Source organism: Enterobacter chuandaensis (assembly GCF_003594915.1).
GTDB classification, from domain to species: Bacteria; Pseudomonadota; Gammaproteobacteria; order Enterobacterales; family Enterobacteriaceae; genus Enterobacter; species Enterobacter chuandaensis.
Genome location: NZ_QZCS01000018.1, coordinates 1 through 13457, shown reverse-complemented (window position 1 = coordinate 13457; position 13457 = coordinate 1). Strand labels below are relative to the sequence as shown.

Below are 13457 nucleotides of genomic sequence, written 5' to 3'. Positions count from 1 at the left end.
GCAGAGAATACGGGGGAAATGGGGGATTCCATGATTTACTTTATTTAACAACAAATTACCTGTCCCTCCCCCCGGGGGAAGACCGGGGAGACTCCTCTTCAGGTAAGGGGGAAAAACTCAGCGTCATCAACTCCCCTTGTCAGTCGGGTGTTTCCACCATCTACTCCACCTGTAATATTCCTGTTTTTCCCCTTATGATTCTTCGCATCAGCAAAATCCCCCGCTTTCCACGTCATAGTAGGCTGATTTACCAGTAGAAGGATAATTGAGTTAAACATATTGGACTGCTAAATTTGAGTGTCCACTCTGAGCGATGAGCCGACATTGACCTTAGATCATACTTGAACCGTTCTCTGGATATTCTATATAAGCGAATGGTTTGGTTAAACTGGATGCTTACATTCAAAAGAAGAAATAACGTGAGCGCGATGCAGCTGCTGGCTCGATGAGACTTGAAATCATCAGATTTAATCAGAGTTATTATATAAATGCTATATATAACCGCATAAACTAAATTACCTAGACAAACTCGCCGAAACGGGTTTGCCTAGCCTTTAATATGAATTTAAAAATCCTTTAAGCCATTTCCGGGAACAATTCTCCAACCTTATCCTCTACTGTATCTGCAATTGATTTTGCTTTGTCTTTTTCATTCAAAATAGAGAGTGTACTACGATATTCAGGAGCAAGTGCATACTCTGTAAATGACGCATCAAAACCAAGTGATTTAACCTTACCCTCAATATCTGATAGTTTAATCTTAAAGAATTCCTTTCGATTGTTAACCATATTTATTCGGTGCGAAGAAAATTCATTATGCAAGCTAGTTTCAAGTGCTGGAGCATCATCAGAGTAAATTAAAGCATGGATATCAAATTTAAATGGCACTGATGCAGAACCCAGTTCATTAACACGTTCTTCAGGTTCAAGTCGTCTTGTTAAACCAATTTTATAGACATTCTCTCCAAACGCTCCAATATTAGAAATTACATAGACATGGCCGCTTCGGGTTAACTGAGCCTGAGATTTAGCGCGTTCAGACAAGGCCCTTGCCTCTTCAACCTGAAGTTCGAGATCAGCAATTTTGGCTTCGATACGGGATTTTTCTTCAGCATTTGCCTTTTCAAGCTCTTTTCTTGCTCTTTCCATTGCCTTCTGGAAGTCTTTCTCTGCCTTTTGCTCATCGCGAATAGCTTTCTCATATTCACGCTGCGCTTTCTCTTCTTCTCGTTGCAATTCACGTTCTTCTCGAAGAATATCTTTCTCATCCTGAATTTTAAGTTCTTTTTCGTGGCAAAGCAGTAATTCTTCCAGCCGTAAATTCAGATAATCATAAGTGATACTTATATTCATTGATTGTCCAAATTTATTGAGTGCATCAAAAGCACTTTCAATACGTTTTTTTAGTTGTTCAACATTTCCTGCCTTTATTTTTCCTATTGCGGCGTCACACTCGCTATTGAATGCTCTGACTAGCAATTTCACATACCGCTTGATCATTTTTTTTACCTTCCGACTTACTACCATTCACCTCCCAGCTGGTATTAAAGTCACAAGCAGCATCTTGTCGAATTAGACTTTTCTGCCTTTCTTTATTGTAACTAATGGCTTCCTGGAAAGCTTTGGAATCATGATAGTCGAAACGCGGTTTATACATACCATAATCAATCATATCAACAGAATCACTAACTTCTGCTAATTTTGCAGAGAGATCCAACAGGAGCTGGCGTTTCTCATTATACGATTTTTTTAAGTCGGTTAGCTCTTGTTCTTGAGAAGCAATGAGCTCTCTCGCTATTTTTTCACGCCTCTGTATATCTGCATATTTATCTTTAACCTCTTTATCTATCTCAGTACGCTTGTCTTTCACTTCTTTATCAATAGCATTGCGGCTGGACTTTTCTTCATCATCCATAGCCTTTTTCATTTTTCGTGCTTCTTCTTCAAGATCAACAATCTTGCTATAACGTAAAAGATCGATTGCATGTTTTTTCTTCAATAAAATATGCATCGTAGTCATAATCACGAATAAAACAACAAGAACACCTACCGCTATTGTTAGTCCCAGGACCAATCAAAAAATCCTCTTCCCTTATAAAAGTAAGGAAATAGTACCAAATGTTGCCATGACTATCATGGTGTCATGTTCATGTATTCTATCCTGAAAACACTAAGTACAACGAACAGGCAATGCTACGGGTCCTTATGGCATGTAATTGTACCCGGCTGAAGCACATATTATTTCTGTGAACTCTTCCCCAACGGCAATCTTTCTCCTTAAGACCAGAAGCAGACCGTAAAGCCTGCTCTTTCTGCATTTCCCGTCTTCATTCATCCCATGTGGCACCAGCATTCCGTTCGCCACACAAGAAAATCAACTCAGACATTAACAGCGCCGTGCCGGGGATGGGTCAACCCTGACGTTCTTTACACCAGTCACAGGAGGTTATATGTCCACCCCCAAACGCTTCCGTTTTACTAATCAGCTCATTAAATCCCTGCCCCCTAACACATCCGATGCACGCAGTACCGATGCCGAATACAGCGACACCGAGATTTCCGGCCTCAAGTGTCTGGTCAGCAGAAGAGAAGGTCGTAAAAAGTTTTTGCTACGCTACCTTTATCATGGACGAAAACGCGCCATCGCCATTGGTCACTGGCCTGAATACCAGATAGATACCCTGTCCGTTATCACAGACGATACCGAGAAGCAGATACCAGCCATCATCAAGTGCGGTGACGTATTCCGGGTTAGCCAGTGCCACTGCCAGCAGCGGGTCTTCGGGGAGTGTGTCATCGTGGTTGAGATGCCAGAGCAGGGTTCCCGTTTCGTTCCAGAAGGCGGTAAACAGGTCGATATCATCGACGGGTCCAAGAATTTCATTGCTGAGGGACGCCAGTGCGGAGGCGGGCAGGTTGAGAAGGGGAAGACTGGTGGGGGTCGTGAGTTTAAACATGATTATCTCCATAAGTAATTGATTCATATTGATAATATGTTTTCAAATGACTTTTAGTTACATTTTTTTTACGTTGTTTGCTTATTTTGGATTATGTCCTTAAATTTAGTGGTGGGCTGGCGTTAAATCCCGTTTTTTTCCGATTTGCAGCATTTTGTAAGAAAATTAGCATGAGCTGTTTTAACTGAAAATGAGAGAACGCTTGCGCACAATTGCTATTGATTTTCTTACTTATTTTCTCAATCACAAAACGCCTTAAATAGTTCAAAAAACAAGCAGCACCCCATAATCGATATTATTTATGGGGAGAAACGACGTTCAGGCCTGAAAGTGGGGGAGTGGCACTTTCAGGAGATTAAGGGGGCAAACAGGCCTCTTTAACGCGTGCTTTTCTCACCAAAATGTCAGAGTCGGTGATTTGCACTTCAGTATTTCTGCCAATACTATTCGCTTCATGTGCTGGCCAGCATCTAACTCAATACCCTTAATTTGTATTAATTGAGCGAGATGTATGCATTATGAAACCCGATAGTTCTTTAAACCTAATAACGCTGACAATGAAACAGAATGATGTTGATTCTGTGGATGGTCGCTTTTGTAAGTCAGCGCAAAACATCAAAACCAGCGTTGACGTTGATGATTGCTGTGTTGAACCAATGGCCCGACATCGCAGCCCAAAGAATCAAAGAGAGGCATTCACTAAAGCTTTTTTTGATGAGTGTAAAACCCGTGCAATACAAACTGGCCGGACTATCGAAGCCAGCGATACAAAATGTACCGGGCTTAAGGCTATATTCCACTCATCCGGACGCATTAAGTTTATTGTCCGCAAAAGTATTCGCGGAAAGAATGTTTACGTTTCCGTAGGAAGTTACCCTGAATTTTCCATTAATAACGCAAGGGAGCATGCCTTTAAAATAATTCAGGAGCTTAAGGCTTCCGTTGAGACTTATGGTGAGCGTTTTCTGGCACTGTTGCAAATAGTCGGTGGTGATAAACTTATCATCCCCTTTTGCTGATGGAGCTGCACATGAACCCATTCAAAGGCCGGCATTTTCAGCGTGACATCATTCTGTGGGCCGTACGCTGGTACTGCAAATACGGCATCAGTTACCGTGAGCTGCAGGAGATGCTGGCTGAACGCGGAGTGAATGTCGATCACTCCACGATTTACCGCTGGGTTCAGCGTTATGCGCCTGAAATGGAAAAACGGCTGCGCTGGTACTGGCGTAACCCTTCCGATCTTTGCCCGTGGCACATGGATGAAACCTACGTGAAGGTCAATGGCCGCTGGGCGTATCTGTACCGGGCCGTCGACAGCCGGGGCCGCACTGTCGATTTTTATCTCTCCTCCCGTCGTAACAGCAAAGCTGCATACCGGTTTCTGGGTAAAATCCTCAACAACGTGAAGAAGTGGCAGATCCCGCGATTCATCAACACGGATAAAGCGCCCGCCTATGGTCGCGCGCTTGCTCTGCTCAAACGCGAAGGCCGGTGCCCGTCTGACGTTGAACACCGACAGATTAAGTACCGGAACAACGTGATTGAATGCGATCATGGCAAACTGAAACGGATAATCGGCGCCACGCTGGGATTTAAATCCATGAAGACGGCTTACGCCACCATCAAAGGTATTGAGGTGATGCGTGCACTACGCAAAGGCCAGGCCTCAGCATTTTATTATGGTGATCCCCTGGGCGAAATGCGCCTGGTAAGCAGAGTTTTTGAAATGTAAGGCCTTTGAATAAGACAAAAGGCTGCCTCATCGCTAACTTTGCAACAGTGCCATATCGAGAGCGGCATCGATCTGTGTCGCATCTTATTCCCCACCTCTCATCGACATATACATTTCGCGTCGCAGGAGATTCAATGATCAATGCCGGTATCCTCGATGGTTCATATCTTCTCATTGATTTCAGCCTCCATCCCGAGGACGGTGATATTGTCGTCAGTTACATCGTGGGCGTGTCTGGTTTCTACAAAGATTCCCGCACAACGGGCGGGAATCGGGTAAGCTGAACGGCATGAAATTGCCGGGCTAGTTTAAAAATGGATAAACTTTAAAAGAAGCCCATAAGTCATTGTTAAGTGCCAACAAACCTACGGAGATATAGGATAATATCGCAAGTGCTCCTGTAAAATAAAGTATGGATTTCTTAATTTTTTTCCACAGGATTAGGGCTGGAATTGAAGTTACGGCAATCACACCCATCTGATAACAAAATTGTCTGGCAATGTCACCATCACTCCAAGGGTATATAAAAACATAAGGGGCGAAAAGTATTAAATGGACAACTCTAAGTATAACCCCTATACATGCCCCAGGTATTGCAAAAAAGCCCCCCGCGCTTTGTAATAAAAAGCTTGCCCTCATGCCGGGTATGAGAATAAAAAAATTAAGAATAGCCCAGAATATTAATATTATCGTGGCATAGCCAAAAAGAGTGCTTAACCCAGATTGACCGCCAACTGCTGTAAACTGTGGCGTCTGGTAAGACTGGCTCGGCTGACTAACTGATTTGCTGGCATCACATGCACTTTGCCAGCTCTCTGCATTGTCTGCCTGCCATTTATGATCATACTGTGTAAAAGGCCTGTCACTGGTAACATACTTGCCTTCATCATCTTGCTTAACACCCATATTTAAGCCCCACTATTTTTATTCATGCCGACATGTGTAGTTGTACGACTTATACTTAATGGAAGGTACGATCCCGTAGTCGTTACACTTGATATGATAACGCAATATGACCTATACAGAAGAGAACAATTACAGCAACCACTTCCGATAGGATGCGGTCTCTAGCATTCAACATAACTCTCTGGGGCTTTCAGGATTTAACCCGCAGCCAGCCCCATATCGGCCTCTTCAAACATATCTTCCAACATGCGATTCAGTTTTTCCTGATCACTCTTGCTGGCATCGCTATTTGAGCCGTTCGCCTGCATCGGCTCCACCTTCACTTCGGCATAAGGAAAATATAGTGCGCTCGCTTCGTCAGCTCCGCCAGAATGATATCTCTGGCCCTTTCAAGTCCCTCTACGTTTCGTTTGTCATAAACCAGTTCAACGAACATAAAAGACTGCGGAAAGCACTGTGGTTGCACACAGTATTTTCACTGTAAAAATAAACAGTGTCAAGAAGAGTACGGAGAGGAAAGGTATGTGTTTTTTTGTTACCCTTATTTACAAATAGAAAAACCCCAGACCGTGAGATCTGGGGTTCTTTTAGAGTGCACGTGAATTTCATGTGCATATTTTTGTCTTTTCTCGGTCTGCCTGCTGTCTGGTCAGTGTCCGTAAGTGGCTGTTTTTATTGCCGCTGTCCGGTTGCAGTCCTATCAAAAGGCTGGGGTCCCTGTAATTGTACTTATAATAAATTGATTTTTATCGTTATTTTGTTATGGTTTTTAATTTAGGGTTCAATAAAGGGACCAAAGAAACACTATGAGCAAAGTCGTATCGTTTTTCAGCGTTAAAATCATCGATTGTGCTGATGCTGAGGAGTTGAACTCACGACAAGCATCAAAATCTATTAGGGTCAGAGATAGCATATTTAAAGTTCAGTGGTAAATCTTACACCTACCCAACCTTTTTTAGCCTGAAGCAAGATGAATAGCAGATAATAGTGCAGAATTTAAACGCAACGAAATTAACTAAATAGCTGCGCCTAATACCGCTACACTTTTGCCTGACCATGTTTTCCTCCGGGGAATGGGCTGGCGGTTTCCATAAAATGGCGGACCTTTTTCAGTAACTGCCACATTGAGCGGCACTGATGATTACGGGGGTGATGCTGCCAACTTACTGATTTAGTGTATGATGGTGTTTTTGAGGTGCTCCAGTGGCTTCTGTTTCTATCAGCTGTCCCTCCTGTTCAGCTACTGACGGGGTGGTGCGTAACGGCAAAAGCACCGCCGGACATCAGCGCTATCTCTGCTCTCACTGCCGTAAAACATGGCAACTGCAGTTCACTTACACCGCTTCTCAACCCGGTACGCACCAGAAAATCATTGATATGGCCATGAATGGCGTTGGATGCCGGGCAACTGCCCGCATTATGGGCGTTGGCCTCAACACGATTTTACGTCACTTAAAAAACTCAGGCCGCAGTCGGTAACCTCGCGCATACAGCCGGGCAGTGACGTCATCGTCTGCGCGGAAATGGACGAGCAGTGGGGGCTACGTCGGGGCTAAATCACGCCAGCGCTGGCTGTTTTACGCGTATGACAGGCTCCGGAAGACAGTTGTTGCGCACGTATTCGGTGAACGCACTATGGCGTGGTGATATGGATGACGGATGGCTGGCCGCTGTATGAATCCCGCCTGAAGGGAAAACTGCACGTTATCAGTAAGCGATATACGCAGCGAATTGAGCGGCGTAACCTGAATCTGAGGCAGCATCTGGCAAGGCTGGGACGGAAGTCGCTGTCGTTCTCAAAATCGGTGGAGCTGCATGACAAAGTCATCGGGCATTATCTGAACATAAAACACTATCAATAAGTTGTGACCATTACCTTTTAAAAGTAGATAACATGTCTTTCAGATCGACTTATAATTGATTTATTCATATGTAAGACATATACCTCCGTGTTTCCTTTCAGAGCAACTGGATGATAAATGATATCGCTGTTTTCTCGACTAACCCGATAGGATGCGGTATCTGAGCAATACACACTCAACACCCCACTTGAACTTCCTCCTTTCTTCTCTGTCTGGCTTGAACAAGATTTATGAATCTCCAGTGAGACCCCCACCACTGCAGTAGAAGACGAAACACTTGCAGCCAACACATCTAGAGGCAACAGAACGAATAGCATAGCCAAACAGGCTGTCCTTACATTTCCGTTATTAAACAAAAACATAGGCTTGCACTCCTCATATCAACGAAAATCCCAGTGCTACTGATGACCTTCTGAACTCAGGATGCTGCTAACTCTGCTTATATCACTGCATATAAATTAAAAAAATTAATTTTATAATATTAATCACTATAATAGATCGATATTACATTTATAGATCAAAAACATTGCAATTGCGCAATGAATAAACGAAAAAATGTGATATGCGTTCACAATCTTCAACTTGATCTAACCATCTGTAAATCTGGTTACTTAATAGAGGTATCGGCGTAGCTCATACCGAGAGTAAACAGGCGGCAGATAATCTTCTGCTCAATCTCGTCCGACAGCGTGGTCTGGTGCTTCTTCACCAGTTGAGGCTCAAAAGAGCCATTACGATCGCGCGGAGTCGTCAGTTCGAAGCTGCAGGTCGGGGCTTTAATGGTTTTTTACCGGAGCCGTTTTTACGGTTGGCTTGCACATCTGAAGCTAGATGGGAGTCAAGTTCGGCGGACAAGGCTGCTTCAGTTAACTGTTTGATTAACGGCGTTAAGATGCCATCTTTGCCGGTCAGGGACTGACCGGACTGTAGCGCTTTCAGGGCTTTGTCGAAATCAAATGGCTGGAACATTTGTCATTCCTTTTTGATTATATATTACTGGAATGACACGGAATTTCTAACGCTCTCGCACTGCTGGAGAAAAGTAGTTTTAATTTTTGGTTCTTTCCGGTCCATCTGACTCATACTTCGTACCACCGCAGAGATTATCTGCGAAGAAAGGTCCACAGACTGAACTTATGGTCTTGCACTGCAGTACTTTTATCAGTACCGGAGCGTGATAATAACCGTATCGGTATAAGTTCCCGGAGAAGGCCATGACTGCGCTGGTAATACCCCATATACGACGTAACGGCTGATTTCACCTGATGACGATGAGACATCCAGTGCTGTTGCTCCCGGAACGTTGCCCCATGCTTTCGTTGCCGCAGCATCCTTCCAGATTCCGTAAGTCACACATTCACCTTCAACTGAACAAAGTTGCCGTTGCGAGCCGTTAAAATGCTGACCATCACCCAGCCCTACCGAATACGCAGTACCAACCGGACACTGTATGGAGATACTATTTTGTGCGGTTCCCCTCAGTTGTGGGGTCTGCCCCCCCATAAGAGCGCCAAAATTCAGTACCGATACGCCGCTGATGGCACAGGTATTCTTCACCGTCGCCGTGGCACTGGCCGGGTAAGGCGCCACCACCGTTCCCACCTGACAGGCCGGGAGCATCTCCTCCCGCTCTGCACTCGTCCATTTCATGGTGAGGGGAACGTAATAATTAAAGTATTCCTGTGCCGGCAGTCCCGTCTGTCCTGACATTGTCCTTCCCACCAATCGGAACTGACCTGAAACCGATTCATTATCTCCTGCTATCATCGTCAGTTCTGCCGCATTGCTCGTATCCAGCGCCCGCGTCATATCTGATGCGGTGAACACCTGAAAATTAAAGCTGTAGGCTGGGGAGGTATTTGTGCTCATGGTCAGTATTTCAGTAGCGGGTTGTAAACAGACCCGGAACCAGACTGACTTTCCGTAGCTTCCCTGACACGTTGCCGTCACATTCATACTGGTTGTTGCGCTTGCCCCGGCACTGACCGTGCCAAACGAAAACACCCCCTGCCCTGAAGCCCAGCAGGTATTATCTGCCCGGGCAGAGAATGATGACAGACTCAGACATGACATCATAGTCACGACCAGAATGATATAGACTGACGATGCTCTGTTGACTAATGACATACCACCTCTGCCTGTTCAATCGTTTTTGTGTGACTTGACATATCCGGAATATCTGCCACACACTGACCTGATGGCGTATGGACCTCAACCTGTCCACCTTCCGGAGGGCTCTCCAGATACACATCCCCGTTATACCCCACAATATTTCCTGCCGGGTGCGATGCAACCGAGGTTCCATCTTTCGTCAACACGGTAACAGCACTTCCGACCTCAATATCTGCCCCGGACGTATTTTTCAGTTTCAACACTACAGCACGGGCACGATAGACATTAAAATGCGCACTGACACCACTCCCAGCACGGGGAACAACCGTCGCTACCGTCTCCGGTGCCCGGTAATCACCCGGAAGAGACAAGGGATCTATCGCAATCTGGTTAGGCAGCCACCCATTCAGGTCCGTCAGCAGCAGATAACCCTGCTCATCTGTTCGCCCTGCGGGGTTGTTATGCAACTTAACCGGAATATCCGGCACACCGTTGGTGTCCACAACAGCAAACGCATCCGGCACATTGCGCATGGCATATAAATGATTTCCCAGCCAGCCAAGCGTACCGTCCAGTGAGGCGTAGAAACCCTTCTCTCCCCTCTGAACATCCGTTCCTGCCTGCCATTCATGGGTCATTGCAGTCCGGTTTACCTCCGCATGGAAGAGATTACTTTTCCCCTGCTGACTGGAAATCTGCCAGCCCCAGTCTGGTTGTGTACGATCGGCCAGTGATGTTAACTGCCATTGTGTGCCTGTGGTTCCGTTTTGCCTGTCAGCCTGAAGGGATACCCGGTAGCGAGTACCCAGAGGGATACTCAGACCGGAATAGAACAGGGTTTGTCGCTCATCCCCGGAGATCATTCTGGATGCAGAGACTGACAGGGTCAGACCACCATCAAGCTCCTTCGTCCATGATATACTGCCGTAACGGGAACGCCCTGTTGAGGGATACTGCTGCTCCACCACACCGAGGCCGAAATTACCGGCACTGTCTGTGCCGGTTGTCAGCCATATACTGTCACTCTTTTTTTGCTGCTGACTACCGGCAAGACACGCCAGATCGCAATAATTTCCGCTGTACTGCTGATGGCTGACGGAGAATCCCACACCCCCGCGATTCCACTGCCAGCCAAAACCAGACTGCTGCCCGTGGGCCCCTTCGTACTGACTGCCAGCAGCATTCAGACTGATAATGCCTGTCCACGGTGATGTCAGCCATGACAGCCCTGCGCCCCCCAGCATCAACCGTCCCTGAGCCATTTGTGTATGCGCCTCCAACGTCAGATTATTGTTGACGCCATAACGCCACGCCCCGCTGAGAAGCAGATGGCTGTTGTAGTCAAAAGAGGTCTCTGCATAGTTCTCCCTCAACCATCCCAGGCTGAACGACTCTGTATGATACCCGCCAGCCAGCATGTTCTTTGTACCATAAACATCAAGACTGACCATCCGTTTCCGACCATTGATATCAGTGATCACCACTTCAGCCATCCCCCCGCCCGTAAATGTCGGGGTGGTACTCAACGCGAACTGGCCGGGAGAGACCTGCTGGCTGCTGTTTTTAATCCCGTTGACATACAGATCAACCGTCGAAGGTAAGGTCACACTGTCCGTCAGCACTGAGCGGGAGCCTGTATTAACAGAAGGTTGTAACGAATAATCCCGCGTGATGGTTAGCCCCCCGTAACGGACGCGCCGTCCCCACGACAGCGCATCGGTATAACCGTCACCAGCGATAACGCTGATTCGTTTTTCAGGGTTGCTGTATGTCCAGCGGGTATCAAGCCGCTCCGTATCAACGGAAGAGCGACCTTCTGAGTTAAATAACCGGGAATTCAACCCGCTGCTGAACACCCCGAACTCACCGCCTGTTGATCGTAATTCGGTTAAAGCGCTAAGTGTTTCATATCCGGAGCCTTTCTGACCATACAGGCTGTAATTCAGAGTCAGGCCACTCACTGATGGCGTCAGGGCATCATTCTGAAGAGGGTTTTGTGACGTTCCGTCCAGTACAGTTTTGCCTGTCAGCTCATCACCAGATACGAGCAGAAGTAACGACTGATTCAGCGCGTCATATTCCAGTTTCAGGTAATCTCCAGTACGCAGACGGACAAGCCCTTCCTTCTGTTCCAGATCTGAAATATCAATCTGAAGCTTTCGGGCGTCCTCCACTTTAAGCCAGAAATCATTACCATCCTGCCACATTTCCACAAATCCCGGGATCGCCTGCTGGTTAACACTGACAGCCAGATATTGGGGTAGTGCTCCTTCAGGCAGGACCGACGCCGCATCGGTGCGGTTGATACAGGAAATGAACAACAGACACAAACTAAGGTGACTGGAGCGGAAGGCTTTTAAGAGCCGGACTGTCATTCAGCGAAAACTCCACCTTTTGCATGCCCGGACTAGCCGCCCCAACGGGCCATACCATCTGTTTTCCGCTCAGCACATAACCCATCAGGCCTGCAGTTACTGTTACCGTCTGTTTTCCTTTCAGCAGCCTGACGTTACTCAGTTTGATATGAACGGGATTATCGTTTCTGACCCACAACCGATTCCCTTCCAGCCGGACATGGATCCTGCTGATATCTGGTGAGGTATCCCCGCCAGCAAAGACGGGAACGGAATACCGTAAAAGGAAATTAACCTGATTGTCTGAGGATGCAGTGGAATCAATGGCCGGAGGTAACTCATCAACAATTAGACGCCAGCTTCTTTCCCTGCTGCCGGGGGGTGTTTGGACCATCAGCATTCGCACCATCTGTGTTTTGCTCGGAGGGATTTGTGTCATTGGTGGACTGGCAACAAGGTCGCGTGCGTCGGTCAGGACATCCTTACCGTTTTCCTGCTCCCAGAGGTACAGCCGGAGCTGCGCCCGCACGTCATGTGAACCGGAGTTACTCAGGTAAACAGCTTTCGCGTTTTCATTTTTTTCAAAAAACAGGTTAACGGGCGTGACCTGAAGACTGGCAGCAAATAAAGAAAAGGAAGAAACAGAAGCGACAAGCGTCAAGAGCCCGTAAAGGCACTTCATCGTATTGTTCATGACCGTGTGTGTTATCCATAAAAAAGCGCCGTATGCAGACTAAGGGCGACGCCTTAATAATAAGTGTCATCGGCATATCCCGGAAAACCGGATAAAAAATCAGCGATGAAGGATTAGTAGAGCATGTTCAGGGTAACATTCCCGTGATACTTACCAGCTGAAGCTTTTGCTAATTCTGTTGCGGGGACTTTACCCCAGAGAGTCAGGGTCTGTGCTTCACCAGTACCGGTCCCAGACAGCGCAGCGCTGTTGCTGACAGGTGAACTGTTGTTATTGTCGGTATAGAGTTCAAAGTTTACCTTCTCACCCTCACCACTGACTGGCTCCATTGACAGATCGCTGCTCGCAGTCGTGATACTGAACGGGGTATTTTTGGTACAGACAATATTTAGGTTACTGGAAGCTTGAAGGCTGTTGCCTTCATCGGATTTATGCTGACCAAAATCCATTTTGTCCGCAGTAAATGAACAAGACTTAAGCACTTCCAGAGTAACTTCCATGTTTGCATGTGTATTCTGATCCTGTGCAGCTACTGCTTGCTGTGTACCAACACACAGTAACAAAGAGAAAAACACGACTTTCTTATTGATTTTATTGAAGAACATTTTATTTTAAAATCCCATAAATGTAGTGAGAGACCTATATTCGGCATAAAACAAGCGAATAAAGGAGCGAGTTCAATGAACAATTAATGGATTTAGCAGATCGTTAAGATCAAATTGATCGATACAAACAATCAATAATGGGGACAAATCCTATACAAAACGTAAATAAAAAACAATCGGGATAGTTTGCTTTAGCACCAAAACTACCATTATTGATACCAATGCTTGAAGC

General features: G+C 46.2%; 11 protein-coding genes and 5 pseudogenes. 5 read left to right on the top strand and 11 right to left on the bottom strand.

Features of this window, described 5'->3' with window-relative positions; translation table 11 throughout:
• Positions 1–576: 576 nt before the first annotated feature.
• On the bottom strand, positions 577–1500 hold the full coding sequence (locus tag D5066_RS23195; protein WP_244288164.1) for an SNIPE associated domain-containing protein: 924 nt from the start codon (positions 1498–1500) through the stop codon (positions 577–579).
• Entirely contained in the window at positions 1457–2074 is a 618-nt protein-coding gene (locus D5066_RS23190) for an SNIPE associated domain-containing protein (protein ID WP_244288163.1), read from the bottom strand. The genes D5066_RS23195 and D5066_RS23190 overlap by 44 nt, the downstream gene beginning before the upstream one ends.
• Positions 2075–2450: 376 nt before the next feature.
• Between D5066_RS23190 and D5066_RS23185 the strand changes: the two are divergent.
• Positions 2451–2717 (top strand): annotated as a pseudogene (locus D5066_RS23185) (integrase); the annotation flags it as partial.
• Here D5066_RS23185 and D5066_RS20505 read toward each other — a convergent pair.
• Positions 2610–2957 carry a hypothetical protein gene (locus tag D5066_RS20505; RefSeq protein ID WP_119917112.1) on the bottom strand — a complete coding sequence of 116 codons (348 nt, stop codon included), beginning with the start codon at positions 2955–2957 and terminating at the stop codon, positions 2610–2612. The pseudogene D5066_RS23185 and the gene D5066_RS20505 overlap by 108 nt on opposite strands.
• Positions 2958–3475: 518 nt before the next feature.
• Here D5066_RS20505 and D5066_RS22935 point away from each other — a divergent pair.
• From D5066_RS22935 to D5066_RS23180, 3 genes are all read left to right on the top strand, one after another.
• Positions 3476–3976: an Arm DNA-binding domain-containing protein gene (locus tag D5066_RS22935; RefSeq protein ID WP_165853361.1), complete on the top strand. Its 501-nt coding sequence runs from the start codon at positions 3476–3478 to the stop codon at positions 3974–3976.
• Between the two features lie 11 nt (positions 3977–3987).
• Positions 3988–4692, top strand: a complete 705-nt coding sequence (locus D5066_RS20495; RefSeq protein ID WP_001067855.1) for an IS6-like element IS26 family transposase — start codon at positions 3988–3990, stop codon at positions 4690–4692.
• A 134-nt stretch (positions 4693–4826) separates the two neighbouring features.
• On the top strand, positions 4827–4976 hold the full coding sequence (locus tag D5066_RS23180) for a LexA family protein (RefSeq protein WP_244288162.1): 150 nt from the start codon (positions 4827–4829) through the stop codon (positions 4974–4976).
• 19 nt (positions 4977–4995) lie between these two features.
• Here the strand turns inward: D5066_RS23180 and D5066_RS20485 are convergent, their stop codons facing one another.
• From D5066_RS20485 to D5066_RS20475, 3 genes and pseudogenes are all read right to left on the bottom strand, one after another.
• Positions 4996–5598 carry a hypothetical protein gene (locus D5066_RS20485; RefSeq protein WP_119917068.1) on the bottom strand — a complete coding sequence of 201 codons (603 nt, stop codon included), beginning with the start codon at positions 5596–5598 and terminating at the stop codon, positions 4996–4998.
• A gap of 197 nt (positions 5599–5795) precedes the next feature.
• Positions 5796–6034, bottom strand: a pseudogene (locus D5066_RS20480) (DinI-like family protein).
• Between the two features lie 602 nt (positions 6035–6636).
• A pseudogene (locus D5066_RS20475) lies at positions 6637–6744 on the bottom strand (IS630 family transposase); the annotation flags it as partial.
• Positions 6745–6801: 57 nt separating this feature from the next.
• Here D5066_RS20475 and D5066_RS20470 point away from each other — a divergent pair.
• A pseudogene (locus D5066_RS20470) lies at positions 6802–7460 on the top strand (IS1 family transposase).
• A gap of 622 nt (positions 7461–8082) precedes the next feature.
• On the opposite strand, the pseudogene D5066_RS20465 reads toward D5066_RS20470, so the two are convergent.
• The 5 genes and pseudogenes from D5066_RS20465 to D5066_RS20445 form a co-directional block, all read right to left on the bottom strand.
• Positions 8083–8429, bottom strand: a pseudogene (locus D5066_RS20465) (transposase); the annotation flags it as partial.
• Between the two features lie 192 nt (positions 8430–8621).
• Positions 8622–9329, bottom strand: a complete 708-nt coding sequence (locus tag D5066_RS20460; protein ID WP_244288161.1) for a Csu type fimbrial protein — start codon at positions 9327–9329, stop codon at positions 8622–8624.
• A gap of 248 nt (positions 9330–9577) precedes the next feature.
• Positions 9578–11947: a fimbria/pilus outer membrane usher protein gene (locus tag D5066_RS20455; RefSeq protein WP_119917066.1), complete on the bottom strand. Its 2370-nt coding sequence runs from the start codon at positions 11945–11947 to the stop codon at positions 9578–9580.
• The gene (locus tag D5066_RS20450; RefSeq protein WP_119917065.1) at positions 11904–12620 is read right to left on the bottom strand and encodes a fimbrial biogenesis chaperone; all 717 of its coding nucleotides are present in this window, start codon (positions 12618–12620) and stop codon (positions 11904–11906) included. The genes D5066_RS20455 and D5066_RS20450 overlap by 44 nt, the downstream gene beginning before the upstream one ends.
• Before the next feature lie 113 nt (positions 12621–12733).
• A complete protein-coding gene (locus tag D5066_RS20445; protein WP_119917064.1) occupies positions 12734–13225 on the bottom strand; it encodes a Csu type fimbrial protein in 492 nt (163 codons plus the stop codon).
• Between the last annotated feature and the right edge of the window lie 232 nt (positions 13226–13457).

What these genes read in the sequence shown, in the direction of transcription:
- D5066_RS22935 (WP_165853361.1), top strand. Translation starts at nt 3,476, where the DNA reads ATGAAACCCGATAGTTCTTTAAACCTAATAACGCTGACAATGAAACAG.
- D5066_RS20445 (WP_119917064.1), bottom strand. Translation starts at nt 13,225, where the DNA reads ATGTTCTTCAATAAAATCAATAAGAAAGTCGTGTTTTTCTCTTTGTTA.
- D5066_RS20505 (WP_119917112.1), bottom strand. Translation starts at nt 2,957, where the DNA reads ATGTTTAAACTCACGACCCCCACCAGTCTTCCCCTTCTCAACCTGCCC.
- D5066_RS23195 (WP_244288164.1), bottom strand. Translation starts at nt 1,500, where the DNA reads ATGATCAAGCGGTATGTGAAATTGCTAGTCAGAGCATTCAATAGCGAG.
- D5066_RS20455 (WP_119917066.1), bottom strand. Translation starts at nt 11,947, where the DNA reads ATGACAGTCCGGCTCTTAAAAGCCTTCCGCTCCAGTCACCTTAGTTTG.
- D5066_RS23180 (WP_244288162.1), top strand. Translation starts at nt 4,827, where the DNA reads ATGATCAATGCCGGTATCCTCGATGGTTCATATCTTCTCATTGATTTC.
- D5066_RS20450 (WP_119917065.1), bottom strand. Translation starts at nt 12,620, where the DNA reads ATGAACAATACGATGAAGTGCCTTTACGGGCTCTTGACGCTTGTCGCT.
- D5066_RS20485 (WP_119917068.1), bottom strand. Translation starts at nt 5,598, where the DNA reads ATGGGTGTTAAGCAAGATGATGAAGGCAAGTATGTTACCAGTGACAGG.
- D5066_RS20495 (WP_001067855.1), top strand. Translation starts at nt 3,988, where the DNA reads ATGAACCCATTCAAAGGCCGGCATTTTCAGCGTGACATCATTCTGTGG.
- D5066_RS20460 (WP_244288161.1), bottom strand. Translation starts at nt 9,329, where the DNA reads ATGAGCACAAATACCTCCCCAGCCTACAGCTTTAATTTTCAGGTGTTC.